This window comes from Streptococcus sp. HMSC072G04, assembly GCF_001813295.1.
Lineage (GTDB): Bacteria > Bacillota > Bacilli > Lactobacillales > Streptococcaceae > Streptococcus.
This window is the reverse complement of the sequence record NZ_KV812036.1, coordinates 187,024-212,504: the sequence shown is the minus strand read 5'-3', so window position 1 is coordinate 212,504 and position 25,481 is coordinate 187,024. Positions and strand designations below refer to the sequence as shown.

The 25,481-nt window shown below is 42.9% G+C and carries 22 protein-coding genes and 1 pseudogene; 4 read left to right on the top strand and 19 right to left on the bottom strand.

The features are described from left to right. Window positions 1–314 (bottom strand): annotated as a pseudogene (locus tag HMPREF2904_RS08950) (cell wall-binding protein); the annotation flags it as partial. A 385-nt stretch (window positions 315–699) separates the two neighbouring features. After that, entirely contained in the window at window positions 700–1,638 is a 939-nt protein-coding gene (locus tag HMPREF2904_RS08945; protein ID WP_070662079.1) for a PspC-like choline-binding domain-containing protein, read from the bottom strand. 526 nt (window positions 1,639–2,164) lie between these two features. Here HMPREF2904_RS08945 and HMPREF2904_RS08940 point away from each other — a divergent pair. Together HMPREF2904_RS08940 and HMPREF2904_RS08935 are read left to right on the top strand one after the other, a co-directional pair. Continuing rightward, window positions 2,165–3,268, top strand: a complete 1,104-nt coding sequence (locus HMPREF2904_RS08940; RefSeq protein WP_070662075.1) for an ABC transporter permease — start codon at window positions 2,165–2,167, stop codon at window positions 3,266–3,268. A gap of 1 nt (window position 3,269) precedes the next feature. Then, complete coding sequence (locus HMPREF2904_RS08935; protein ID WP_070662073.1) at window positions 3,270–3,959, top strand: ABC transporter ATP-binding protein; 690 nt, start codon at window positions 3,270–3,272, stop codon at window positions 3,957–3,959. A 184-nt stretch (window positions 3,960–4,143) separates the two neighbouring features. Here HMPREF2904_RS08935 and HMPREF2904_RS08930 read toward each other — a convergent pair whose 3' ends face one another. From HMPREF2904_RS08930 to HMPREF2904_RS08875, 12 genes are all read right to left on the bottom strand, one after another. Continuing rightward, window positions 4,144–5,469: a sensor histidine kinase gene (locus HMPREF2904_RS08930; protein ID WP_070662070.1), complete on the bottom strand. Its 1,326-nt coding sequence runs from the start codon at window positions 5,467–5,469 to the stop codon at window positions 4,144–4,146. Then, the gene (locus HMPREF2904_RS08925; RefSeq protein ID WP_070662067.1) at window positions 5,466–6,119 is read right to left on the bottom strand and encodes a response regulator transcription factor; all 654 of its coding nucleotides are present in this window, start codon (window positions 6,117–6,119) and stop codon (window positions 5,466–5,468) included. The genes HMPREF2904_RS08930 and HMPREF2904_RS08925 overlap by 4 nt, the downstream gene beginning before the upstream one ends. 72 nt (window positions 6,120–6,191) lie before the next feature. Continuing rightward, the gene (locus tag HMPREF2904_RS08920) at window positions 6,192–7,568 is read right to left on the bottom strand and encodes an ABC transporter permease (RefSeq protein WP_070662064.1); all 1,377 of its coding nucleotides are present in this window, start codon (window positions 7,566–7,568) and stop codon (window positions 6,192–6,194) included. A gap of 12 nt (window positions 7,569–7,580) precedes the next feature. Continuing rightward, window positions 7,581–8,222: an ABC transporter ATP-binding protein gene (locus HMPREF2904_RS08915; protein ID WP_070662061.1), complete on the bottom strand. Its 642-nt coding sequence runs from the start codon at window positions 8,220–8,222 to the stop codon at window positions 7,581–7,583. A gap of 6 nt (window positions 8,223–8,228) precedes the next feature. After that, a complete protein-coding gene (locus HMPREF2904_RS08910) occupies window positions 8,229–9,491 on the bottom strand; it encodes an ABC transporter permease (RefSeq protein WP_070662058.1) in 1,263 nt (420 codons plus the stop codon). Between the two features lie 207 nt (window positions 9,492–9,698). Next, window positions 9,699–9,896 (bottom strand): DUF3272 family protein, encoded by a 198-nt coding sequence (locus HMPREF2904_RS08905; protein ID WP_070662055.1) that lies wholly within the window; start codon window positions 9,894–9,896, stop codon window positions 9,699–9,701. A 38-nt stretch (window positions 9,897–9,934) separates the two neighbouring features. After that, a complete protein-coding gene (gene dnaX / locus HMPREF2904_RS08900) occupies window positions 9,935–11,611 on the bottom strand; it encodes a DNA polymerase III subunit gamma/tau (RefSeq protein ID WP_070662052.1) in 1,677 nt (558 codons plus the stop codon). Beyond that, a complete protein-coding gene (locus HMPREF2904_RS08895; RefSeq protein WP_070662049.1) occupies window positions 11,611–12,108 on the bottom strand; it encodes a GAF domain-containing protein in 498 nt (165 codons plus the stop codon). Before HMPREF2904_RS08895 ends, dnaX begins: the two co-directional genes overlap by 1 nt. A gap of 482 nt (window positions 12,109–12,590) precedes the next feature. After that, complete coding sequence (locus tag HMPREF2904_RS08890; protein WP_070588872.1) at window positions 12,591–13,271, bottom strand: YoaK family protein; 681 nt, start codon at window positions 13,269–13,271, stop codon at window positions 12,591–12,593. A gap of 191 nt (window positions 13,272–13,462) precedes the next feature. Next, window positions 13,463–14,101 carry a uridine kinase gene (gene udk / locus HMPREF2904_RS08885; protein ID WP_003002524.1) on the bottom strand — a complete coding sequence of 213 codons (639 nt, stop codon included), beginning with the start codon at window positions 14,099–14,101 and terminating at the stop codon, window positions 13,463–13,465. A 648-nt stretch (window positions 14,102–14,749) separates the two neighbouring features. Continuing rightward, complete coding sequence (locus HMPREF2904_RS08880; protein ID WP_070662046.1) at window positions 14,750–17,161, bottom strand: flavocytochrome c; 2,412 nt, start codon at window positions 17,159–17,161, stop codon at window positions 14,750–14,752. A 25-nt stretch (window positions 17,162–17,186) separates the two neighbouring features. Then, a complete protein-coding gene (locus HMPREF2904_RS08875; protein WP_070506362.1) occupies window positions 17,187–17,795 on the bottom strand; it encodes an NADPH-dependent FMN reductase in 609 nt (202 codons plus the stop codon). Between the two features lie 231 nt (window positions 17,796–18,026). On the opposite strand from HMPREF2904_RS08875, the gene HMPREF2904_RS08870 reads away from it, so the two are divergent. Together HMPREF2904_RS08870 and HMPREF2904_RS08865 are read left to right on the top strand one after the other, a co-directional pair. Further along, window positions 18,027–19,226 carry an L-lactate MFS transporter gene (locus tag HMPREF2904_RS08870; protein ID WP_070662044.1) on the top strand — a complete coding sequence of 400 codons (1,200 nt, stop codon included), beginning with the start codon at window positions 18,027–18,029 and terminating at the stop codon, window positions 19,224–19,226. 74 nt (window positions 19,227–19,300) lie between these two features. Further along, entirely contained in the window at window positions 19,301–20,179 is an 879-nt protein-coding gene (locus tag HMPREF2904_RS08865) for an AraC family transcriptional regulator (RefSeq protein WP_013903797.1), read from the top strand. Between the two features lie 267 nt (window positions 20,180–20,446). Here the strand turns inward: HMPREF2904_RS08865 and HMPREF2904_RS08860 are convergent, their stop codons facing one another. The 5 genes from HMPREF2904_RS08860 to HMPREF2904_RS08840 form a co-directional block, all read right to left on the bottom strand. Next, a complete protein-coding gene (locus HMPREF2904_RS08860; RefSeq protein WP_070662041.1) occupies window positions 20,447–21,559 on the bottom strand; it encodes a hypothetical protein in 1,113 nt (370 codons plus the stop codon). A 124-nt stretch (window positions 21,560–21,683) separates the two neighbouring features. Continuing rightward, the gene (rfbB, locus tag HMPREF2904_RS08855; protein WP_070662038.1) at window positions 21,684–22,730 is read right to left on the bottom strand and encodes a dTDP-glucose 4,6-dehydratase; all 1,047 of its coding nucleotides are present in this window, start codon (window positions 22,728–22,730) and stop codon (window positions 21,684–21,686) included. Between the two features lie 268 nt (window positions 22,731–22,998). Then, a complete protein-coding gene (locus tag HMPREF2904_RS08850; protein ID WP_070662035.1) occupies window positions 22,999–23,592 on the bottom strand; it encodes a dTDP-4-dehydrorhamnose 3,5-epimerase family protein in 594 nt (197 codons plus the stop codon). Continuing rightward, on the bottom strand, window positions 23,592–24,461 hold the full coding sequence (gene rfbA, locus HMPREF2904_RS08845; RefSeq protein WP_003002772.1) for a glucose-1-phosphate thymidylyltransferase RfbA: 870 nt from the start codon (window positions 24,459–24,461) through the stop codon (window positions 23,592–23,594). The genes HMPREF2904_RS08850 and rfbA overlap by 1 nt, the downstream gene beginning before the upstream one ends. Window positions 24,462–24,552: 91 nt before the next feature. After that, window positions 24,553–25,305: a ZIP family metal transporter gene (locus tag HMPREF2904_RS08840; protein ID WP_256263278.1), complete on the bottom strand. Its 753-nt coding sequence runs from the start codon at window positions 25,303–25,305 to the stop codon at window positions 24,553–24,555. Window positions 25,306–25,481: the final 176 nt, after the last annotated feature.

Here is a 25,481-nt window from a genome sequence, read left to right as displayed (position 1 = left end):
TAATACCATTTCCCATCTATATTTCTCCAACCTTTAACTCTTTCTCCGCTTATAGGATCATAATAATACCAACCATGGTAATCTCCACCATTATACACATTATATTGCCAGCCAGTTATCATATATCCTCTATCATCAAACTTATAGTTTTTACCGTCGATATAAGCTTCTTGATTTTTATAATAAGAACCATTATTTAGTGAGTACCACCAACCAATATTATCTTGATGCCAATCAGCCTTTACTTGAGATACTGGAGTTAAAAGTAATATTACTAATGCCCCACCTAGCAAAAATTTAGTTGCTTTTTTCATCTTCATTTCCTCCTTATATTTTTGTATACGCTTTCATTGTAGCATGTTTATTTCTCTAAATCAAATGATGTGTAAATATAAAGAGGTCACTGTCAACGAATTCAAATATAAAGTCACTCTCTTTTTATTTGTACTTTAAAAGGCTATCAGTGTCCACTTTTAGATAAAATCATATAAGATATTATCTAAAAGTGGACCAAAAAGTAATTAAAGAAATAACCTGCTCTATTATTAAAATTTTAACAACTGACTTTATCAATGATTATAAATGAAGCTTATTAGCTACCTAATAACTCACTCTGGTTATATAATAAAATTCTTTATCATCATAGTTAAAAACACCTTGAAAGTTAGAAAAAAATCTAACTTTTAAGGTGCTGATCAATTAAGGTATATTGTTTATAAGAGTACCTCCACTATCGAATGTGTATGAAATACCGTCTATAATTAAAGTCTTACTCCTTGCAAGTGCACCACCATCATTTGGATCTGCATAATATTTATATTTACCTGACTCAAACCATCCTATTTTCAATTCACAAGTATCTGAATCAAAATAATAATCTTTTCCTTCTAAACCACTTATACGACCACTGTATGCCCCATACAGGCCAAAGTAATACCTTTTCCCATCTATGTTTTGCCAACCTGATAGCTGTTTCCCACTTTCTGGGTCGTAATAATATCTTTTTGTACCAGAGGCCTCCTGTCTGCTTACCCAACCCGTTTGCATATCGCAGTTAACCGGATCAAAATAATAATTTTCTCCATCTAAATTCTGCGAACCTTTTAACGCACTAATTGTAAAGTAATACCATTTCCCATCTATATTTCTCCAACCCCTAGCTTTTTCTCCGCTTACAGGGTCGTAATAATTCCATTCCGTACCAGAATATCCTGGATTAGATATCCAACCAGTTTTCATATCACCATTAACTGGGTCAAAATAATAAGATTTCCCATCCATGTATTGCTCACCAATAAGTGCTCCACTTCTAGTAAGGTAATACCACTTTCCATCTATATTTTGCCAGCCAATTTTTTGATCACCATTTACTGGATCAAAATAAGACCAGTTTATTTTTTTCAGACTAGTAGCATTACGCTCCGCTATCGGCTGCCAGCCGGTCATCATATAACCTCTGTCATCAAATCTATACCACTTCCCGTCAATATAAGCTCCTGTGTTTTTATAATAAGAACCATTGTTCAGTGAATACCACCAACCAACATTATCCCGTTTCCAATCAGCCTTTACTTGAGACATTGGAGTTAAAATTGATATCATAATCGCACTAGCAAGCAATAGCTTATTTTTTTTCATTTTCTTTCCCTCCTTGCACGATCTTTGTATACGCTTTCATTATACCATGTTTATTACTCTAAATCAAATAATGTCAAAATATAGGAAGCTCACTATCAATGAATTCAAGAAAATACTCAAAATTAGCAAAAATTATTTATAATAAAAGAGGCACTTAGGCCTCTTTTTCTCTCCTTCAAACACTCTGTCACTGTCCATTTACTGTCCAATATAGTGTAATACATCTAAAAATTGTTGGTAATATCGAAGACTAAATTCTTTTAAATCAATATTTCTATGTATAACAAGACTTAAAGAATCTTAAATTAAGTCTTGCATATTCATCATAGCAAACTCTCAACTTTCCGGAAATCGTTTCTTTTTTTTTAGAAAAATATAATTTCATTATTTATCATTCAATAATTTTTGATTCCTTCATACTCTACCAAACACCATCCCCCTATTATCCTCCCACTTGTGGTATGATGGTAGAGTATGTTTAGGTGCCAAGATACTTGAGCACCTCCCTGCTAAAAGGAGAAGGAATATGAAAATCGCATGGAATGAAATCAAATACCAACCCAAGAAGTTTATCCTGATTGAACTTCTCATTACCATTCTCATGTTTATGGTGGTGTTTTTGTCCGGTCTGACAAATGGACTGGGGCGGTCTGTATCGGCCCAAATCGATAACTATGGGTCGCTGCACTACATCCTTTCGACGGATTCAGAAGGTATTATCCCCTTTTCAACCATTACATCGAAGGATTTAGATGAGGTCCAAAAGATAGAGGGGATGGACTATTCGGGCTTGTCCATCCAACGGGCAACCGTCTCAAAATCAGAGGATTCCAACACTCTGGATATCACCTACTTCGCGACCGATCACAACGAAGAAGAAATCCTCAATCCAATCACGGAAGATACAGACCTCAAGATCTCCGACCTAAAGAAAAATGAGGTCATTCTGGACAGTTCTTTCAAAGAAGATGAGGGGATCCAAGTCGGCGATCAAGTGATCGACAAAACTTCTAAGCAAAAACTCAAGGTCGTGGCCTTCGCGAAAAATGCCAAATACGGCTATAGCGAGATTGGCTTTATCAGCTCGGATACCTACACAGGCATGCAGCAAAAAACAGATCCAAGCTATCAATGGCAAGCCCAAACCCTAGTGACCAAGAAGAGCATCACTTCTAGTGATCTGACCAGCAACTTGATGGTGGCGGATCAGAAGCAGGTGATCGATAAAATCCCTGGCTACAAGGCTCAAAACCTGACGCTACGGATGATCACGTGGGTGCTCTTACTCGCTTCTTCTGCTATCCTTGGGGTTTTCTTCTATATCCTCACCCTGCAGAAGTTGAAACAGTTCGGTGTCTTGAAGGCTATTGGCATGTCCATGAGCCAGATTACCTATGTCCAACTATCCCAGCTCACCATCATCTCCCTCATCGGAGTGCTATTGGGGCTTGGCTTGGCAACTATGATGGCGCCATTTTTACCTAATAGCGTCCCTTCCTTTATGACCCTGAAAGACAACCTCACCATCTCGGTTAGCTTTATCCTGACCTCTATTTTGTGTGGTGCCTTGTCCCTTGTCAAAATCAAAAAAGTAGATCCAATCGAAGTCATTGGTGGAAATGGAGAATAAGATGGCCATTATCGAATTAGAAAATATCAGAAAATCCTACGCCGATGGCAACCAGATGCACCATGTCCTCAACCAGCTAGAGTTAAGCGTCGAACCCAACGAATTTGTCGCCATCTTGGGCCCTTCAGGATCTGGTAAGTCCACGCTTTTAGCCATCGCTGGCTTGCTTTTGTCAGCAGATGAGGGGCGGATTTCTATCGCTGGCCAAGACTTGACCGGTCTCAACCAAGGCCAGTGGACGCAAAAACGGTTGGAATTGCTCGGCTTTATCTTTCAAGATCACCAGCTCCTCTCCTATATGAAAATCGGTGACCAGTTAGAACTGGTGGCCAAATTAAAAGGGGAAAAGGACAAGAAAAAACGCCAAGAGGAAGTCAAAGCCTTGCTGGCAGATCTTGGCATCGAAGCTTGTTACCACCAATACCCGAATCAGATGTCCGGTGGACAAAAACAACGGGCAGCCATCGCTCGCGCCTTCATCGGAAATCCGCAGGTCATCTTAGCTGATGAACCAACGGCTAGTCTAGACCCAGATCGAGGGCAAGAAATCGCCCAGTTGATCCAGAAAGAAGTCAAATCCAAAAACAAGAGCGCCATCATGGTGACCCATGACCGCTCCATCCTGACCTATGTGGATACCATTTATGAATTAAAACACGGCCAATTGCTAAAGGTAGAAAAGGTTGATTAAATAAAAGAGAGTGGGACAGAAATCGGTAATTCGTTAGAATTCGATTTCGTCGTCCCACCTCCGAACAGTTGAGTAGGGCTGTAAAAACTGATGAAATCAGCGTAGTAGAGCCCACTCAACCACTGCGTCTTGCTCGACAATTCAAAAATAATTGAGAGGCTAGGACTTTTGTCCTAGCCTCTTTTTATTCTTGAGGATCTTTGGGCAGTTCCATACGGAAGCGCAAGCCCATAGCCGTTTTATCAAATTGGTAGGCCAGTTCTTCATGGTCTAGCAAGTGTTGGACCACGAAGAGTCCCAGACCGCCTTCCTTCTTCTGACGGCTAGCGGTCATTGGCATTTCAGCGGTCTCTACCATTTCCTGGCTGGTATTTTCAACCGCCAAGTGCGTCCCTTCCTCTTCGAGGCGGAGCTGGATCTCTCCACCGGCATCCGAATGCTTAACGGCATTGCTGATGACATTTGAGAGGACCAATTTCAGAATCGCTGGGTCCATATAGACTTGTTTGGCTGGGATCTGATTGTCAATCGTGAGCGATCGGGATTGAGCCAAGACCTTGTACTGGTCGAGGATCTGCTCTAAGACCTGATCCAGCCGGATCCACTCCTTGTCACCGGCCAATTCTTGGACAGAGGACAGGGACAGGATTTCTAAGACGATCTGGTTCATCTCATCGACGATATCGAGGGAGACCGACAGGTAGCGGTCCCGATCCTTATAGCGGCCGATCTTATCCCGCATATTTTCAAGGATAATCTTCAAGCTGGCCAGAGGGGTCTTGAGCTCATGCGAGGCCCCACGTAGGAATTCGACCTTCATCTGCTCCAACTTCAGATTTTCTTTTTTCTGCTGTTCTAGATTGTCGATCACCTCTAGGAGATGGTGATAGAGGTCGTTGATCTGTTGCTTGAGAACACCGATCTCATCCTGCGAATGAATGGGAAGACTTGCTGTCCTATCCAGCCGCTTCATCCGCTTGGTCATCTGCTTGATCTCAAGAATCGGAGCAGAAATCATGCGAGCATAGAGATAGGAGGCAATCAATGACAGAACAAAGGAAGCAAGAAGACTATAGGGAAGAAAGCCCAGACTGATGTCCCGCGCTTCCTTTTGGGAATCGACAGTTGCTAAGAATTGCAAGGTCAAGTCCTTTCCCTCTTTGGTCTCAATCTTTCTCTCTTCAATGACCAGGGAATTGTTCTGGCTGTTAGGGTTCAGGAGCAAGTCATCCTTGACCTCTATAGCATTTTGTTTTTCCTTGCCCTTGATCGAGACCTTGATATCATTGGTCTTGGAATAAAGGTCGATGACAGACTCAATGGTTCCTTCTTCCTGCCCCTGAAAACTCTTGGACAGGGCCTGTGATTTCTTCAAAATCGTCTGGCGCTGGGACTCGATATAGGTCGATGGGAAAATAAAGTAAACCGAAGCATGTAGAAGGATGACTAGGCCACTAAAAAGGGCAAAGGTGATCAGAAAGATCTTTGCAAAGATACTCCGTTTGGTCATGGTCTCTCCAATTTATAGCCGACATTGCGTACCGTAACGATACAGTCCAGCTCTAGTTTTTTTCGTAGTTCCTTGATATAGACATCGATCACCCGGTCAAAAGGAATCTCCTCCGTCTCCTTCCAGACGGCATCGAGGATCTGAGAGCGGGTCCGGGCCTTGCCCTCATGCTGGAGCAAGTATTCCAAAATTTCCAACTCCTTGGCATTCATGGAGATGGCTTGCCCAGCTAGGCTGGCTGTGTAGCTCTCAAAATCCACCCGTGCCTCTCCATAGGTGAAGACCCGGGAAGGCTGGAGCTTTTTAAAAATAGCTTCAATACGGACCTTCAAGAGGGACAAGGAAAAGGGTTTTTCCAGGTAGCCATCCGCCAACTCTCCAAAGGCTGTCAACTTATAGTCCTCATCATGGAAGGCCGTCAGCATGAGGACAGGAACCGAGCTGGTCTTCCGGATAGTCTTGAGCACTTCCAAGCCATTGAGGATAGGAAGCTGGATATCCAGCAAGACCAGATCTGGCGCTTCTCTGTGAAAGAGTTCCAAGGCCTCCTGCCCATCACCTGCTTCAAAGATCTCATAGCCACATTCCATGAGATAGTCGCTCATCCCTTCGCGAATCAGGACTTCATCTTCTACGATTAGTATCTTCATACACTTTCCTTTTATCTAAGAAACTTCTTCTACCTCCTATTATACCCTATTTCTATTTTAGGAAACAATCTCTTATTCGACATCCACCAAGAGATCTTTTGGTTTCTTATGCAAGAGCCATTGAGAAGAAAGGATGGATACGAGAATCAAGAGGAGGCCGCCAACCAAAACAATCACCAACAATTGGCTCGGTTGGATGTCCATATGGAGGTCCGTCAAGGTCTTACTGAAGCTTTCTGCCTCAGCTCCACCACCAAGGTTGGCTGCAGAGGATTCTTGTGCCATTTGTTTGGCAATGCCACTGGTTACGTTCTTGAGTACCGTATCTCCGACTGTTTTGGCAAGAAGTCCTGCAACTCCATAGGAGAGGAGGAAGGCGGGGATGGAAATCATGACTAATTCTGCCACGAATTGTCCTGCAATCTGCACCTTGGAGAGTCCCAGAGCTAGCAAGATACCCACTTCTCTGCGACGGGCATTGAGCCACAAGACGAGGAGAAGGGTGAGAAGCAAGCTAGCAAAGATGAGGCTACCGATAAACAAGTAGTCCGCCACTTGGAACATGCTGCTGATGGATTTTTGCAAGGCTGGGTAGTTGGAAGAGCTCTTAACCAAGTCAAAGTAATTCCATGGGATATCCAAAGCTTTGATTTTTTCGATCAATTGATCCAGGTCCTGATCCCCCTTGGCAAAGAAGGTAGCGTCCTCATAAGTAGCTGTTTGAACAGTATTACCATAGAGTTTGGCAGCTGTATCTAGGTCAGAAATGAGGGTATCTTCATACAACTCTTGGGCGTAAGTTAGAGGAGCTTGGTTCTTCCCGGAGAACAGACCCTTAATGGTCACTTCGACGGTTTCATTGGCTCCTTTTTCATTGTCAGCATCGTAGAGATTGGACTTGAGGCGCACCTTATCGCCCACCTTGAGGCCATTCTTTTTCGCCAAATCTTCGTGCATGAGGATTTGGTTCTTGTCCTTGTCTGTCAAGTGATCTCCTTGGACCAGCTTGTAGGCTCCAGAGACAAATTTATCTTCTTTAGAAGAGTCATTAACCCCTGTCACCATCAAGGTATTCTTAAAGTGCTTGGCCCGCTCTGGAGATTGATTTTGCAGGGTTTCTTCAGTCTCAATGATCTCGTGGTCTAGGATATCTGCGATGGCATTGATCCGCTTGATAGAGGAGGTGATCCCCTCTACCTGGCTGATTTTTTCGATATCTTCTCCTCTGAGATTCCCTGCTCCCCGAGGGGTTCCTGGATTGGTCCTGCGGTTGATCTGCATGGAGAAGCTATTGGTGATGGATCCCAGACTTTCCGATGAAGCTTTTTGGGTCGCTCCCTTCATGGAGAGTCCGATCAAGCTCAAGGTCCCCATGAGGAGAATAATGGCAAAGAGCAAGAGAGACTTGGGCCATTTACGTGTGATATAAGCAAAAGCATTGCGTAACATAGCATTCCCTCCTTACTTGCTCTTCTCAACGAGGCTACGGCGACTCAATTCCAAGACCACATCGGAGGCCTCTGCCACTTCCTTACTGTGGGTGACGACGATGACACATTTTTGGCGTTCCTTTGCCAACTTCTTCAAAATGGCAATGATGTCACCGGCTGTCTGTTCGTCAAGGTTTCCTGTCGGCTCATCGGCCAAGATGACAGGTGCTTCTGAAACGAGTGCACGCGCAATGGCCACCCGTTGTTGCTGCCCGCCGGATAGTTGCAGGACATTGCGTTTGATTTGCGTTTCGTCCAATCCCAATTCCAAGAGAATCTCTTTCCCAGCCTGTTTGTTGACCAGGCGGACATTTTCCAGTGGCGTCAAATAATCGATTAGATTGTAATTCTGAAAGACCAGAGAGACATGGTGCTTGCGGTGGTAGCTAGACCCTTTGGTCTGGATGTCCTCTCCATCAAAGAGAACCTGCCCTTTCTTGGGATTATCCAGTCCAGCCAAGAGGGAGAGGAGGGTCGATTTCCCTGCTCCAGACTGACCAATAATGCTGTAAAATGTCCCATTTGCGAACTGATAGTTCACGTCTGAGAAGATCTCTTCTTGGTAGCTTTGGTAACTATAGGATACATGTTTGAGTTCTAACATAGGTGTCATTTCTCCTTAACTCATTTTTGTTAATATTTCTTTTGGACTCTTGCGCCAGATCATGCTGGTCGTTACACCGAGCGACAGAAGGATCAAGCACAAGAGGCTAGCATAGGCGATTCCTAAGGAAAGGCCTTGAGGGATTTGGTTGAGTAATTCTAGGGTCTGCTGTTGACCGGTCTGTCCTACAAACTGCTCTAAGAAACGATGGCTGACCATCCGCCCGATGAGAAAGGCTGGGATCACCGCTAGTAAGGATACCAGCACCACTTCCAAGAGGAACTGTCTAAAGATCCGTCCCTTGCTTTTCCCAATGGATAAGAGGACGCCGATTTCATGAATCCGCTCCCGTGTCCAGAGACTGAGTAAGAGCGATAGAGCACCGGCTCCTGTCACTAGGAGGACGATCATCATGATCCGCACCAGGCCTTCTAGGGTCTGAGAGGATTCCTTCATCTGGTCAAAGGCCTTGCGATCTTCGACCACGCGTAGCGATTGCCAATCTAGATTCAAGCTTTTGACTTGCTTCAAGAGCGCATCGATTTTCTCAGGATCTTTGACGCCAAAGGTGACCTGGGTCACTTCTTGCTGACTGAGACCAAGAAGCTTGGTCGCATCCTCATAAGGGAGGTAGACTTGATTTTCACTCAAATCAGAGGTCATTCCTGTGAATTTTTCCTGTTTCTTACCCGAAAAGATCCCAACGATTTCAAAGGTTTGCTCTTTGGCAGGAGTCTCTCCCATCTGAAAGCTGGATAAGGTCAAGGAATCTCCGACCTTTAGCTTGTTCTTCTTAGCCAACTCTTGGTGGATCAAGATCTGCCCGCGAGACTTGTCGGATAAGTGCTTGCCTTGCACCAGTTGGAAACTGCCACTGCGGAAATCCAGGTGCTGGCCTGTCTTCTGGGTAAAGACAGCGCCTAGCGCTTGCTTGGATTCCTGCCCCAGATCATCCCGTTCTACCGATTGCTGTCCCGTCACCGCTTCTTTACCAAGAATACGAACGGGACTTTCATATTGGGGAACCATGACTCCCACCCCAGCTAGCTGCTGCACCTTTTCAGCTTCCTTTAGAGCAAAGGGCGTATCCCCCTGCTTACTGGTCAGGGCAAAGCTGGTCCCAGCCGACTGCTTGATATGGTCCTCCAACCTTTCTCCCACTTGCATCAGTGAAAAACAGAAATACAAGCAAGTGAGGATCAAGAGGAGAATCAGAAAGAGGACCAGATTCCTCGTTCTTTTTCGAGAAATATAGGCGATTGCCTGTTGTAAGAGCATGATCTCACCCTCCATTTCAAGGTCCACGGCGATACGATGTGGACGCTTTCATTATTTGTTATAGTTATTATAGAAAAGAAATGTGAAATGTTTATGAAATAGAAAAAATTTCCTAGAAAAATCTAGGAAAACTGAGCAGTTGTTTAGAGTCACTTTATCTATAGCCATAGAAAAAAACCTTTGAAAAAGAATTTCTTTTCAAAGGTTTTATTTTCTTTTCTTTCTGATTTCTTTTTCAATGGCACTAGCAATTTTCTCCACCATATAGGCCGTCTGGAGATTGCGCAAGATCAAGAGGGCCCAAAAACATGCAAAGAGCATTTGACCCGCTATGGTCGCTTCATTGAAAAAGTATGTCTCCATAGCAGTAAAGACTGCTAACACTGCAAATTGTTTTCTATTCATAAAATTATTTTACCATGATTCAGTAAAAAATTCATGTATTAATCGTCTTGCAGGGTGATTTTATCGGATAAAAAGTGAAATTCCTCAGGGATGACACTTTCCTCTTCTTCTACCACTTCCGCTTTTGGCCCACGCGCCTTAGCCGAAAACTCTGCCCGGATTTGGGTCCATTCTTCCATCGAAACCGCTAAAATCTCTGGCGAGAAGCCAGCAGCATTGCTGAGGATATTTCCAAACATGGTATTGAGGTTGTCCCGCTTCATGGTCTGTTCAGCATTAAAGGCCGATTCAAAGGCTAAAATAGCGTGATTTTCATTGGCAGCGACCGGCTGAGATCCGATTAAGAGGGCCTTATCCGCACCTGCCAAGCTCTCGATAATTTCCCCCCAAGCGTTCTGAAGACGGATCAAGTTGGTCCGTGCTAACTCTGGGTTTTCAACCGCCTCTTGTAAAATGGCGTTGACCTTGTTGCGATCTGCCCGGTACCCCTTGCTCGACTTGGTAGGGCGAGCTACTGCTGGTTTTGAAGCAGGAAGACTGCTACCTGATTGCGCTAACTGTTGCTTGAGCTGAGCGACTTCCTTCTTCAAGTCTTCCAGCTGAGCTAGCACATTGGAAGGAACCTCCACTGCTACTGAGTTAGTAGCTTGGCCTGTGCTTTCAGCCAATTTAATGGTCATCATTTCAGTGTAGATGCGCGGTTGCAGACTATTTTTGATATCCGCTAGACTGGTCGTCGCCTGGTCAATCAGGTCAAAAAGACGGGCTTGATCGGCTTCAAGATTCGCCGCAAATAAGTCACTAGCGTGAGTGTTTTCTCCGCCTGTCTGAACAATCAAGAGATCTCTCAGGTATTGAAGTATGTCCGTGACGAAACGGGCCATATTCTTCCCGTTATCAAAGATAATCGCCAGCTGATCCAGCGCCGCCGTCGCATCATGAGCCAGGATGGCAGCCACGTACTGATCGAGCGCAGCTAGACTGATGGAGCCTGTAATTTCTTCAGCGATTGCTGTCGTCAACTCACTACCCGCAGTCAGACTCAGGGCTTGGTCCAAAATGGACAAGGCATCCCGCATCCCACCTTCAGCGCGTCGAGCGATGATCTGCACAGCATCTGCTTCATAGGCAATCCCTTCTGTAGCTAGGATGCTTTCCAAATGGTGAACGATATCCGGCAGTTTGATGGATTTGAATTCAAAGCGTTGCACCCGTGACAGAATGGTCGCAGGAATCTTGTGTAACTCCGTTGTTGCAAGGATAAAGACCACATTCTCTGTCGGCTCTTCCAGCGTCTTTAACAAGGCATTAAAGGCCCCTGTTGAGAGCATATGGACCTCATCGATAATGTAGACCTTGTGCTTGGCTAGACTCGGAGCATAGGTGGATTTGTCGCGAATATCTCGAATCTCATCGACCCCATTGTTGGAGGCCGCATCGATCTCGATGACATCTTCTAGGCTCCCATTGGTAATGGATTCACAGATATAGCAGTCGTTACAAGGCTCCCCATTGACTTGATTAGGACAGTTCATAGCCTTAGCAAAGATCTTAGCCACACTGGTTTTCCCAGTACCACGAGGACCCGAAAAGAGATAGGCATGGCTGATCTTCTCCTGCTCCACTGCCTGTCTCAATGTCCGTGCCACCACTTGCTGGCCGACCAATTGGCCAAAGGTCTGGCTACGGTATTTCCGATATAAAGCTTGATACATTAGTTCTTAACTCCAAACATCTTAAAGTCCCAGTTTGTCTTATCGATCAAGAGAGCGACAAACTTTTCCAAATACTCTTGATCCAGCTGATCATAGTCCGAGACACACTCTGAATCTAGATCTAAAACTCCAAGGAGCTGACCGTCCTTGACCATAGGCACCACAATCTCACTCATAGCCCGACTATCACAGGAAATATAGTTGGCATGCTGGCGCACATCATCGACAATGATGGTTTCCTGCTTTTGAGCTGCTTCTCCACAGACACCCTTTCCAAGAGCGATATGGACACAAGAAACACCTCCCTGAAAAGGTCCCAAGATCAATTCCGTTTCGTCATACAAATAAAAACCCGCAAAGACCGAACGAGGCAGGGCTTGATTTAAAAGAGCACTGGCATTGGACAGATTAGCCAAGGCATTGGTTTCTCCTGTTAAGAGAGCGTCTAACTGAGCCAGCAAGAGCTGGTATTGTGATTCTTTTTCCGAATGTTTCATACCTTCCATTATACCAAATCTTTGCCCAAAAATTAAGCTTCAAACAGCGAAAGAAAAGAGAGTGGGACAGAAATCGCTAATTCGTTAGAATTCGATTTCGTCGTCCCACCTCCGAACAGTTGAGTAGGGCTGTAAAAACTGATGAAATCAGCGTAGTAGAGCCCACTCAACCACTGCGTCTTGCTCGACAATTCAAAGATAATTGAGAGGCTAGGACTTTTGTCCCAGCCTCTGGAATATAGATAAAGTTATCTTAAAAACTTTCCTTAGGTGAGGACGGACGTCAGCGAACTTCGAAGAAGTTCCATGACTAATTATTGAGCCTAAGGTCTCAATAATTCCGAGTGCTAGAAACAATTGTGTTTCTAGCACTTTTCTCACGGCGGAAAGTTTCAATATATTCTTGATTCATTTTAAAAATGAAATCTCAGTTTTATTTCTTTGCAGAATCATTTAACTCATTCTTCTAAAAATTATTTTATCTATTCATGTCGCCGATTGAAGTGAAAGACTTCAAAATATTGAATGGCACGATAGATTAAAAAGATAGTCAAGATGATGGACACCAGCCAGATGGTCTCTAACCCATAAAACTGGATCAAATAGGTCGAAAAAATGGCCCCAAAGACGAAACTCCCGATCAAGCAGGTCATAAAGATGGCTTCCCAAAGGAATTTCTTCTCCTTTTCTCTGACAAAATTCCCATAAGCCACCATGGTTTTCTTGAGATTTCCCGTCATGAAGGAATGATTATAGGCATAGCCATCAACTTCTCCAAAAGAGGTCGCTACGATTCCCAAACTCAGTCCAAAAAAAGGCACGATGAAGACATTTTTTACCGATGCTGGCAAAAATCCCGTCACCAAGGTTGTGAGGATAAAGGGCACCAAGGTACTGAGGCGCCAAACTGAATTATCAATCAAACGTCGCAAAACCGTCATCAAAAAGATTCCCAGCATAAAGGCCAGCATGGTTGCTAACTTGACTTCTACATCTGAGATCTGCTGGCCAATCAAGCCGACCGATAGAAAGACTACATTCCCCGTCTGGCCTGCCGCCAAGGTTCCACCCCGACAGATAAAGGTATAGGCATCTGAAAAACCAGCACACATGGTCAATAAACAAGCGAACGCCTTGGTCCGCGAATGAAACTCCCTTTTCATTTCCATTCTCCCCAGGAAAAAGAGGGAGTGGTACAGAATGTTAAAAACCATTTCTCGTACCACCCCCGCAACATTGATTGAGAACTCTTCCGAGTCTTTTGCGAATGAAGAGTCTCACCAACTACTGCGACATTCAATTATTCCAACTAATGTGAAAGAATTGGAGATCGATTTCCTTCTTTCTCCCTATTTTATTTTCCCTCACGCGCTTCGTTGAGGATTTTTTCAATCTTGGTTGTGATCAAGTCAATCGCAACCGTATTGGTTACGCCCTCAGGAATAATCACATCGGCATAGCGCTTGGTTGGCTCGATGAACTGGTGGTACATCGGTTTTACCACACCAAGGTATTGCTCAATGACGCTGTCCAGACTCCGCCCGCGTTCTTCCATATCGCGCTTGATCCGGCGAATGATCCGCACATCATCATCCGTATCAACGAAAATCTTGATGTCCATCAAGTCCCGAAGGCGCTTGTCTTCAAGGACTAAGATCCCTTCCACGATGAAAACATCTTGTGGTTCCTGACGATAGGTCTTGCTGCTGCGCGTATGTTCCGCATAGTCATAGGTTGGGATATCCACTGGACGACCCTCCAAGAGTTCATTGATCTGCGCAATCATCAAGTCCGTATCAAAGGCAAAAGGATGGTCATAGTTGGTCTTGATCCGCTCCTCAAAGGTCAAATGACTCTGGTCCTTGTAATAGGAATCATGCTCAATCATGGCAATCTTTTCATTCGGGAAATTGGCCAAAATGGCACGAGACACACTGGTCTTTCCACCACCAGAACCACCAGTAACACCAATAATAATAGGTCTATTTTGCATTTTCTACTCCATTACCTGTAGTCGCCTGAGAAGAAATAGACATCTCAGATATATCTTATCCATTTTACCATATTTTTGCCTAGACATGAATAGTTTTTCAATAAGAAGTTTGGAAACAAAAACTCTAAGCAGCCTCAGCCTGCTAACTCATGAAAGAAAAGAAAGTGTGGTTTAAAATAAAGGTGAATAATAGAATTCCGCAGTCATTAATAGGGCTTTGCCCTAGTTCATATGAAAGTGCCGGCATTAAAAAATCCTCACACCTCACACCAAGAATACGAAAAAGAAAAAGTGCTAGGACTGAGGCGACAGTTCTAACACCAAAATTTTTAAAAATTTCAATTACAGTATCGTACAAGAAGAGTATTTTTTGCGCTCTTTTTGATGTTTTTTTCAAATAAAAAGTCACCGAATTTGGTGACTTCATTAGGAGATTATGATGAAAAAAGTTTTAGGATTTCATTAAATGAAGGTTACTCAATGAAAATCGAAATCAGACTAGGCAGAACGACGCAAACATAACTAAAGTTAGGTAAGTCGAATTTAACGAAGTATGGTGAGATTTTCGAAGAGTAATAAGAGATCTTCATTTAATGATGACAAGATACATGAACAGACTTAAAGTTAGCTTAGATTTTAAATCCACTACTAACAATTTTCTTTAACAGCTGTTTGACCTGCAATCCGTCCAAAAGTAAAGATATCCGTAAGCGAATTTCCTCCTAGACGGTTACCTGCGTGAAGTCCTCCTGCAACTTCTCCGGCAGCATACAAACCAGGAATAATCTGACCTTTTTCATTCAAAACATGTGTTGAAGTATCAATCTTGAGACCACCCATTGTATGGTGAACAGCTGGTTTTCTTGGTGTTGCGTAGAACGGTGCGACCTCACACTTGAGATCAAAACTACCCTTGTTAAATTCAGGGTCAAATCCCGCATCCACATAAGAATTGTACTTTTTGATTGTATCTGCTAAAACCTGTGGATCCATGCCAATCTGAACAGCCAACTCTTCTATCGTATCTGCACGGTATAGAGTGCCTGCTTTGACTTGGGCATCGATTTTTTCTTGGCTAGTATTATAGGCTGTTGCCTTGATGCGATCATCTGCAATCAAGTAGAACAAGCCTCCATTATCAATCGCTGCTTGAGATAGCTTGTCTCGGCTACCGTACTCATCTACAAATCGCTTCCCTTCAGTATTTACCATGATGAAATTAGCTGGAGGAACTTGAAGTCCTGAGAAGAGAGCACCTGTCACTGGATCAGATACCGGCATCATTTGACTAAAGCCCATCCCCACTAGATCTGCACCTACACTTTGACCTAAGAGGATTCCATCCCCTGTTACAGCTGGTGTATTAGAGGTAGCAATATCATCCGCAATTTCGGTCCAGTAGGTATTGTATTTTTGTAGCATCTTAGTATTGGCGCCAAATCCTCCAGAAGCTAAAACAACAGCATCTGCATGAACGAGGATGGTTTGACCGTTTCGGCCTTCTGCTCTAACACCCTTGACAGTCCCTTCTTCTACAAGCAATTCTTTAACTGGAGAGTCCGTCAAGATCTTGCCACCATTTTCTAGAACATATTTTTGTAGAACCGAGATAAAGGCATAACCCATGGGTTGAACCGGCTTATGACCACGACGCCAAAGAGCTCCAACTGGCATTGTGACTTCACTACGAACAAATTCAACACCGATGTCTTCCAACCAGCGAACAGACTCAAGGGCTCGTTCGGTCAATACAGAAACTAAATCATATTGACCATGAATTTCATGTCCTTGTAAATCTTTTCGTTTTCCACCGATATAGGTTTGGATACGGTAAAGTAAAGTAGAGTCAAACAAATAGCTAGGGTCCTGCAAATACTGCTCAACCTCAACTTTCAAGGCTCTAAAGTCTTCTAAATATTCTGGGTCAATCGTTGATTCATCTATCGCAATCAATTCTTGAAGAGTGTTTGCCTCACCTGGATGAGCTTCAAAGGTTCTTTGCCATACTGGATCTGGTGCGTTCATTGGACCACCCGCACGAACGGTATTTCCTCCAATTGCTGGGAATTTCTCTACAACAATTGGCTTCTTACCAGCTTGTAATACTGCAGCTGCTGCAGCTAAACCGGCTCCTCCACCTCCGACAATGACAACGTCGGCCTGATAAGTTTTATCTTCTTTATCCAAGGCAGATGGTGCTTTGGAACGTTTCCGTAAAACATCTGGATTTGCACCGGCTTGTTTGACCGCACGTGCAACTCCGTCCAAGACACCATTTGAAGTCACAGAAGCTCCTGACACCGCATCAACGTTTAAGGTCTGTCCCTCAATGATTTCTGCTGGAATACGAGTAAATACGACATCTGCGATCCCTGAAGATTCTCCAGAAGAATCAATTTCAATTTTTTCAATACGGTCTTCAGAAACTGTGACGTCCATCGGCAATTTACCATTATGACCTTCAGTTGTAACGTGATAAGTTCCTGGCTCAAAGCGTATTTCTTCAGGAAGATTTAGTTGGTTTGCAACAGATACAAAGCGAAGGAAACGATAGAAACAACTATCTAAGAAATCGATAGTTCGCTCATCAATCAAATCTCCATTTGTATCAAATGCTCGGTGAGCTCGGCCAAGTAAAAATTCACTTCCTGGCATAACTGTTGCATTTACCCCAGGTGCATCCAAAATCTGACGAAGATGAAGTTGGGCACGTGAAGAACCTTGAACATCATAAGAAGCCCCTACAATCATGGTTGGTTTTCCATCTAGTGGATGGATGTTAAAAGACAACCACTCGATCAAGCTATTCAAACTTGATGGAATCGTATGATTGTGTTCAGGTGTCGAAATAATCACACCGTCTGCTTCCGAAATCGCTTGGTTAAACTTCTGAATAACAGGTGTATCTGTTTGATCATCGGTTTCATTGAACATCGGTACATCGGTAATTTCTAAAATCTCAATATCCGCTTTGGTTGCAAAATGTCTTTGCATAAATTGCAACAAACTACGGTTATAAGATTGTTTGGCATTGGTACCAACAATAGCTACTAATTTCATGGATTGTACTCCTTTCTTGAGACGCTTATGCTTTCAACCATTCTTCCCAGATGAATGATTTCTTACGGTTTGTATCTTCTGGTTTGACCAAAGCTTTTGTTAGTTCAACAAAGTTTTGGAACTCTGAAAAATGTTCTTCCAACTCTGCAACTTTTTCAGGATTGTTCAAATGATTGTCATCATCCAATACTTGTTCAGAATGACCTAGGAGAAATTCTGTCCCTGGCATCACTCTTGCTTTCAGTTCAGGCGCATCAAGAATCTGACGCAAGTGCGCTTGGGCTCTAGATGTTCCAAGCAATCCAAGAGAAGCTCCGACAATCATCGTTGGTTTGTTAATCAAAGCGCGACTAGTGTAGGCAATCCATTCCAAAGCTGAAGCCAGGGGTGCCGGTATGGTGTGGTCATACTCAGGTGTTGAGATAATCACACCATCTGCAGCAAGGATTTTTTCTGAAAAAGCTTGAACTTCGGCAGGTGCTAGCTTGTCCTCAGGTTCGTTAAATGCTGGCAATTGTTTGATTTCCAATACCTCAATGTCAGCTTTATCTGAAAAATGTTTTTGCATAAATTTTAAGAGTTTCCGATTGGTTGAGCGGTCAGAATTTGTTCCAACGATAGCAACTAGTTTCATCTTGCTACCCCCTTTATTTGTTTGATTTCATATCTTTAATATCATTATACAACTTTGGCCTTTCTTGTGAATCAATAGCCCTAAAAGATTGTGTTATCCTATCAGTTTATCTTAGTTTAGTATAACTTAGTGAAAAAAATAACAATATTTTTTGAGAAAGTATTGACCCTCATTTTTAACTATGTTATAGTCTTTGTGAAAATATGTATTAAGTTAGTGGAGGTTTTTCTTATGAAAGAGACATTCAATCGTTGGCAAGTTTTAGCTGCATCAACTGCTATTCTCCTCTGTACAGGGGCAGTCTATTCTTTTTCCGTTTTCGCTGGGCCTCTAAGTTCTTCAACAGGCTGGTCAATGTCCGAAATCATGCTCGCATTTGCAATTAACTCAGCAATCGGACCGATCCCCATGATTCTCGGAGGTTATTTGGTAGACAAGGGATATGTAAAATGGACAATTGCCCTTGGTGCACTTCTCTTTGCTAGCGGTTTTTACCTAACTGGTTATGCTAGTTCACCAGCCATGCTCTATCTGACCTATGGGTTGATGGCAGGTCTCGGTCAAGGATTTGCCTATTCAGGAGCCCTCTCAAATTCACTTCGTCTCTTCTCTGATAAACGTGGCTTAGCTTCTGGGATTCTAACAGGAGGTATGGGGTTTGCTGCAGTTATCGCGTCACCAGTTGCAAGTAGTCTCATTCAAAAACAAGATGCCTTCTTTGCTTTTCGAACAATTGGGCTAGTCTATATTGTTGTTATTATCTGTGCCATTTTCTTCATCAAAGCAGCCCCAAGTGGTTACCAACCTACAGATTGGAAAGCTCCAGTACAAACTAAACAAGTACCTGCTAATAAAAACTGGAAAGAAATGCTACAAAGTCCGCTATTTTACATTATTATCAGCATGTTCTTTGTCGGTGCTTTCTCTGGTTTAATGATTGCCTCTCAGGCATCCCCAATTGGTCAATCAATGTTTGGCCTTTCAGCTGGAACAGCAGCTCTCTATGTTTCTCTTTATTCGATCGCGAACTCTAGTGGTCGCTTTATCTGGGGATCACTCTCTGATAAAATTGGTCGTTCTCAGACTTTATTGATTATCTATTCAGTCATCGTATTGGCACTCTTCTCTTTAACAATTATCCCTGGACAACTTGGTTTCACTCTAGGAATCCTCGGACTTGGTATCTGCTTCGGTGGTGTTATGGGAGTCTTCCCTTCCATTGTCATGGAGAACTACGGACCTGAAAATCAGGGGGTCAACTACGGCATCGTCTTTACAGGATATTCTTTAGCTGCATTTTTTGCACCTAAAGTTGCGGTTCAAATGGCAGCAGCCAACAATGGAAATTACAGTGCTGCATTCTACGTCGCTATCGCTTTAGCAGTTGTTGGGCTCCTCCTCAACCTTCTATATATGAAGAAGAAAGGCTAAAAAAGAGAACTTCCTATATAAGGAAGTTTTTTTGATATAATAAAACTAGAAATAGTTTATCGGGAGGATTTATCATGGCTCAATATTCACGACATTTACGAGATAACCCATCTGATTTCCCCTACGATTTTGAAAAACAAATCTTATCTAAGCAATCAGCTGATACCATTTATCATTGGCATCCTGAACTTGAGATAATCTATGTCAAAAAAGGAACTGCTACCTTGTATATCAACTCTGAGCGCTTTGAAAGTCATGAAGGCGATATTTTTCTGATTCAGCCAACATCTCCTCATGCTATCTACGCTATTGAAAATCAAGAACAAATTTCTACAGTTTTTCGCATCCATCTAGATTTCCTAGGTAGGAATCAAATAGACAGTTTTAGCCAACGCTATATTCAACCAATATACTCTGGACATTTTTATCTCACTCCTCGGATTTCGCCAGACGATCATGCTTATGAACCAATTCGCGATTGTCTTTTTTCTCTCTTTTCTATCCTTGAAGAACAGAGTATTTACTACGACCTCCTATTAAAGTCTAAACTCTATGAATTTTTCTATCTTCTCTTTAAGTACAGGTATGTCAATCGACACTATACAGATGATACGTATCAAAAATATCAGAAATTAAAAGAAATGATTGGTTATCTTGAGCAACACTATGCAGAGCCCATTCAAATTGATCATCTTGCTACAACATTTGGATATAGCAAAAATCACTTTATGAATATATTCAAACAACACACTGGGACAAGCTGTATGGATTATCTCATACGAATGCGTTTAGAGAAGGCTTGTGAAAAGCTCGTTCAAACCAATCAAAGTGTTCAAGAAATAGCAAGCCAGGTCGGCTTTACTAACCTCTCAAACTTCAATCGACAATTCAAACAGCATTTTCACTTGACTCCTAGACAATATCGAAACCAACAACTCAAAAAAGAATCCTAACCATATCTCTCCTTAGAATCTTACTTGGGAAACTTTTCTTTCTCAGATAAAAAGGACCTTGCAGTCCTTTCAGACTGAAGAAAAAGTCCATTTTGGACAATTTTCTTCAGTCTTTTTTAAAAATAGAGAAAGTAAAAACTCTTAAGAATAGCGCGATATCAGCATTCCTAAGAGTTTTCACTATATGATACCCAACCTACAAAATGGCAATGTTTCTATTGCTGGTAGGGTTTGTCTACGTTCTAAAAGGACCTTACGGTTCTTTCATTATTTCACTTTTTCTAATTTTGCGGCAAATTCATTACCACCACGTAAGACGAGTATATTTTTTCCACCGTTGACAGGTACGAAACAATAATTTGAATTAGCTTGTATATAGACTTCCTTAGCGCTCTTCACTTGATAGCCTTCTGATTTCACCGCTTCTTGAATTACTTCAAATGTGTGTTCGATCTCTTCTTTAGAAGTCGTGTCTCCATCATACTTTTCTGAATCAGCTAGAGAATAGAATGCGTAAGCCTTGCTATCGTAATACTTATCACTAATAATTCCATGATCTGAAATCTGAACAGTTGTATTATTCCCTTCTGTCACATTCTTCCATTTTCCAACCATGGCCTTTGGTGTTTCAACCTTGTGATAGACCAAATTTTCTTCAAAGTTTCCTTCGTATGATTTATAAGTTTTCAAGTCGAATAAATCATTTCTTAAAATAATATTGCTTCCGTCTTTTTGGAGCAAGTTATAGCGTGTGTTTCCACCAGACTTAATAACAACTATTTCTGTCGTCTTCAGGTTAAATTTCTTATCGACATCCGCAAGTGAATGCAAGTCCGTTGCATTCAACAAAGAAAGTGCTGTATTAAATTCTTTTTTCGCTTCATTGCCCTTGAGAACCTTTTTGATGGTCTCGCCACCATTGACTTTTTGTTTCTTTCCACTTAGTTCATAAGTGACCGGACTTGAATCCGTATTTCTCAACCAAACACCATCTAGACTTGGTCCACCTGAAAAGAAGAAGAACCAACCAAAGGAAATCACTGCGACAAGTCCCGCAACTGCGGCCCCAATTTGGGGTTGTTTATTAAAACTGAAGCGTGATCTTTTCGGTCTTGGAACAGGTTGCAAGGTTTTCGCCGATGGCTGCGGTTGGACAACAGCTGTCTGCTCTTGTGAAAGAGGTGCGCTAGGTGCAACAGGTGCTTCCTGAGCAGGAGCCTGCGCTTCAGCTGCTGGAGCTGGTGACTCAGTTGTTGGATTCGGCGCTTCTTTTCGCTCTACGACAAACTCCCCTTTTTCACGCGCTTCTTGAAATTCTTGCATACTTGGCTTGCGACCATTGATCGCTTCAAAGTATTCAACCCAATCGTTTTGATTCATCATATCCCCCTTATTGATTCATCATAAAAATTAACCATATTATACCACAAATCCATGGTTAATTTCGTTATTTTCAGAAAATATAAGAAAAAGTCCAAGCGATTTTCCACTTGGACTTTCTTCATTATTTCAAAACTTTTTGTGTTTTCGCGTAATTGGCTTCTACAGCTTCTTTTTCAGCTTTCCACCAGTCTTGGTGGTCTGTGTACCACTTGATGGTATCTTCCAAACCTGCTTCGAAGTTTGTGAATTGTGGTTCCCAACCTAATTCTTCACGCAATTTTGTTGAATCGATGGCGTAACGCAAATCGTGACCAGCACGGTCTGTTACACGGTCGTAGGCGTCTTTGGGTTGACCCATTTTTTCAAGGATCAACTCAAGCACTTCTTTGTTGTTCTTTTCACCATCGGCACCGATCAGGTAAGTTTCACCGATACGGCCTTTAGTGAGGATAGCCCAAACACCAGTTGAGTGGTCGTTGGTGTGGATCCAGTCACGGACGTTCTTCCCTTCACCATAAAGTTTTGGCTTGATGCCAGACAAGATATTGGTGATTTGACGTGGGATGAATTTTTCGATGTGTTGGTATGGCCCGTAGTTGTTTGAACAGTTTGAAATCGTTGCCTTAACACCAAATGAACGTACCCAAGCTTTCACAATCAAGTCTGAAGCAGCCTTAGTTGATGAATAAGGTGATGATGGGTTGTATTTGGTTTCAGCAGTGAATTTTTCACCAGGACCTTCCCCATGTCCAGGAAGATCTTCGCGCAATGGAAGGTCTCCATACACTTCGTCTGTTGACACGTGGTGGAAACGAATGTCGTACTTACGAGCTGCTTCCAAAAGTGTATAAGTTCCAACAAAGTTTGTGTAGATAAATGGAGATGGATCTTTGAGGGAGTTATCATTGTGGCTTTCAGCCGCATAGTGGACAATGGCATCAGCCTTGGCAGCCAATTTGTCAACTAATTCAGCATCAGCGATGTCTCCCACAACCAATTCAACACGGTCCCCAAGGATTTCTTCGATGTTGGCACGGTTACCAGCGTAAGTGAGTTTGTCAAGGACAGTCACATGCACGTCTGGATGGTTGTTGTAGACATAGTGTACGAAGTTTGAACCGATGAAACCAGCGCCACCGGTTACGATGATGTTTTTGTATTCAGTCATTTTTTCTCCAAATAGTTTTTAGTTTTGATTATTTCTTAAATCAATCTTTTTTTAGCTTTCCTTAGGTGAGTACGGACGTCAACGAACTTCTTCGAAGTTCCATGACTAAGTTTTGAGCCTAGTGTCTCAAAACTTCCGAGCACCTGAAACAAAATAGTTCAGGTGCTTTTCTCACGGCGGAAAGCTAAGCATATAGCTCGCTTCGCTCGTTTATAGCAAAGCTAAAAACTATATAATGATGTTCTTGATTGTTTTAAGAGCAATATTTTTACAAATCTTCTGCTTTTAGGGGTTTGACATCTTTGAGCAATGGGTGGTTCTTGTCTGCTTCTGAGACTTCTGCTTCTTCCAAGTTTTCCCATTGAATGTCTAGGCTTGGGTCTGAGTAGTTGACAAAAGCATATTTTGGTTTGAGTTCCAATGCCCAGTAATCATTGACTAAGTATGTATAGGCAACTTTGTCTGTCAAAACTTGGAACCCATTGGCAACACCACGAGGAACAAAGATGCCTTTTGAAGCATCGATCACGGTTTGGTAGGTGTTCCCAAAGCTATCGCCTTCACGAAGGTCTACCCAAGTTCCAAGAACCTTACCTTCATCTGCTACAGAGATGTACTTGTCCCAAGGCTCTGCATGCAAACCACGCAAAACATTCTTACGAGAGAATGAAATATTGTTTTGCAACTTACCTTCTGCAAAGAAGCTTTCAGGGAAGCCAAGAGGAAGCATTTTCTCTTTTTGGAAGTTTTCTTTAAACCAACCACGGTTATCCCCGCGCACTGGAATATCAAACTCCATCAAGCCTGGGATGGCTTCAATTTTGCGGGCTGCTAATTCTTTATCAAAAAATTGTTCCGTCATTAAGCTTCTCCAATCAAACGGAGCAAATATTGTCCGTATTCGTTTTTCTTCAATGATTGCGCTAATTCATGGACTTGTTCTTTGGTGATATAGCCCATGCGATAGGCGATTTCTTCAAGGTTAGCCACTTGGACATTTTGCAAGCGTTGAACAGTCTCGATATATTGAGATGCCTGCAAGAGGCTTTCGTGAGTTCCAGTATCCAACCAGGCAAAACCACGGCCCATGAGCTCAACAGAGAGATCTCCACGCTCCAAATAGGCCTTGTTAACATCTGTGATTTCAAGCTCTCCACGAGGACTTGGTTTGATGTTTTTGGCAATTTCTACCACATCATTGTCATAGAAGTAAAGTCCGGTCACTGCAAAGTTGGATTTTGGATGTTCTGGTTTTTCTTCGATAGAGATAGCATTCATATCTGCGTCAAACTCTACCACACCAAAGCGTTCTGGATCTTTAACTTGGTAACCAAAGACAGTCGCTCCTTTTTCCTTCGCTTCTGCCCGTTGCAACATCTTGGTTAAGCCGTTTCCGTGGAAGATATTGTCCCCAAGGATGAGGGCAACATGATCGTCACCGATAAAGTCTTCCCCGATGATGAAGGCTTGCGCCAAACCATCTGGACTTGGTTGCTCTGCATAAGAGAGAGAAATTCCTAGCTCAGAGCCATCTCCAAGAAGCTCTTCAAAACGAGGAAGGTCTTGAGGAGTCGAGATGATCAGGATATCTTTGATCCCTGCCAACATAAGGGTTGACAGCGGATAGTAGATCATTGGTTTGTCATAAATGGGCATCAACTGTTTAGAAGCCGCACGTGTCAATGGATACAAGCGAGTTCCTGAGCCCCCTGCTAAAATAATACCTTTCATAATGGTAGGCCTTTCTACGTAGTCATTACTCTTATTTTATCATGTTTATATAAAAAAGTCACCTTGCATCTATGTTACAAGGTGATGTTCTTTATCCCAAAGCGACGTCTAGGATCATCATAATAACAAAGCCAACCATGAGGCCCAGGGTCGCTACGTCTGTATTGCCATTGGTCTGGGAGTCTGGAATCAACTCCTCGACCACCACAAATATCATCGCACCTGCCGCAAAAGAGAGGGCGTAAGGCAAGATAGCCGTCATGGATAAGACCGCTACTGCCCCTAGCAGAGCTCCGATGGGCTCAACGATGGCTGACATGGATCCCCAATAAAAGGCATTAAGTCGGGATTTGCCATCCGTCCGGATTGGAATCGAAAGGGCAGCACCTTCTGGGATATTTTGCAAACCAATCCCGATGGCTAAGCCAACCGCACCGATAAAGGCTTCTGGACTTGGATTGCTAGCCAGAGCTCCAAAGGCCACTCCGACTGCCAAGCCTTCTGGGAAATTGTGAATGGTAATGGCGAGAAAGAGGAGGGTCGTTTTAGATAACTTCTTTTCTCTCGGCGTATGGATGCTCTCAGCATCCTCAATCTCCTTACTCATATGAAGGTGAGGGACGATGGCGTCGATTAAGCGGAGAAAAAAACCTCCAGCTAAAAAACCGATCGCCGCTGGCAACCAAGCCAGGCTCCCATAGGAGTTTTCCGCATACTCAATCGAGGGTTGCAAGAGCGACCAAAACGAAGCCGCGATCATAACCCCTGCCGCAAATCCCATCATGATGTCCAGTAACTTGCGACTAATATGCTTGAAGAAAAAGACGATGGCGGACCCTACAATGGTACAGCCCTATGTAAACAATCCTGCGAGAAAGGCCTGCAAGACCACGGATTGCAATTGAAACCAATTCATAATAATTCCCATTTTCTTGATGATTCAATTGTTCTATTCTACTATTTTTAGCCCAATTAAGGAAGATCTTTCGAAAAAAAGAGAGTGGGACAGAAATCGGTAAT

Coding starts and splice junctions, on each gene's coding strand:
- udk (WP_003002524.1), bottom strand. CDS start 14,101: ATGCAAAATAGACCTATTATTATTGGTGTTACTGGTGGTTCTGGTGGT.
- HMPREF2904_RS08895 (WP_070662049.1), bottom strand. CDS start 12,108: ATGAAACATTCGGAAAAAGAATCACAATACCAGCTCTTGCTGGCTCAG.
- HMPREF2904_RS08905 (WP_070662055.1), bottom strand. CDS start 9,896: ATGAATAGAAAACAATTTGCAGTGTTAGCAGTCTTTACTGCTATGGAG.
- HMPREF2904_RS08880 (WP_070662046.1), bottom strand. CDS start 17,161: ATGAAATTAGTAGCTATTGTTGGTACCAATGCCAAACAATCTTATAAC.
- HMPREF2904_RS08910 (WP_070662058.1), bottom strand. CDS start 9,491: ATGCTCTTACAACAGGCAATCGCCTATATTTCTCGAAAAAGAACGAGG.
- HMPREF2904_RS08940 (WP_070662075.1), top strand. CDS start 2,165: ATGAAAATCGCATGGAATGAAATCAAATACCAACCCAAGAAGTTTATC.
- HMPREF2904_RS08920 (WP_070662064.1), bottom strand. CDS start 7,568: ATGTTACGCAATGCTTTTGCTTATATCACACGTAAATGGCCCAAGTCT.
- HMPREF2904_RS08935 (WP_070662073.1), top strand. CDS start 3,270: ATGGCCATTATCGAATTAGAAAATATCAGAAAATCCTACGCCGATGGC.
- HMPREF2904_RS08945 (WP_070662079.1), bottom strand. CDS start 1,638: ATGAAAAAAAATAAGCTATTGCTTGCTAGTGCGATTATGATATCAATT.
- HMPREF2904_RS08875 (WP_070506362.1), bottom strand. CDS start 17,795: ATGAAACTAGTTGCTATCGTTGGAACAAATTCTGACCGCTCAACCAAT.
- HMPREF2904_RS08925 (WP_070662067.1), bottom strand. CDS start 6,119: ATGAAGATACTAATCGTAGAAGATGAAGTCCTGATTCGCGAAGGGATG.
- rfbA (WP_003002772.1), bottom strand. CDS start 24,461: ATGAAAGGTATTATTTTAGCAGGGGGCTCAGGAACTCGCTTGTATCCA.
- HMPREF2904_RS08930 (WP_070662070.1), bottom strand. CDS start 5,469: ATGACCAAACGGAGTATCTTTGCAAAGATCTTTCTGATCACCTTTGCC.
- HMPREF2904_RS08850 (WP_070662035.1), bottom strand. CDS start 23,592: ATGACGGAACAATTTTTTGATAAAGAATTAGCAGCCCGCAAAATTGAA.
- HMPREF2904_RS08915 (WP_070662061.1), bottom strand. CDS start 8,222: ATGACACCTATGTTAGAACTCAAACATGTATCCTATAGTTACCAAAGC.
- HMPREF2904_RS08890 (WP_070588872.1), bottom strand. CDS start 13,271: ATGAAAAGGGAGTTTCATTCGCGGACCAAGGCGTTCGCTTGTTTATTG.
- HMPREF2904_RS08860 (WP_070662041.1), bottom strand. CDS start 21,559: ATGAATCAAAACGATTGGGTTGAATACTTTGAAGCGATCAATGGTCGC.
- HMPREF2904_RS08870 (WP_070662044.1), top strand. CDS start 18,027: ATGAAAGAGACATTCAATCGTTGGCAAGTTTTAGCTGCATCAACTGCT.
- rfbB (WP_070662038.1), bottom strand. CDS start 22,730: ATGACTGAATACAAAAACATCATCGTAACCGGTGGCGCTGGTTTCATC.
- dnaX (WP_070662052.1), bottom strand. CDS start 11,611: ATGTATCAAGCTTTATATCGGAAATACCGTAGCCAGACCTTTGGCCAA.
- HMPREF2904_RS08865 (WP_013903797.1), top strand. CDS start 19,301: ATGGCTCAATATTCACGACATTTACGAGATAACCCATCTGATTTCCCC.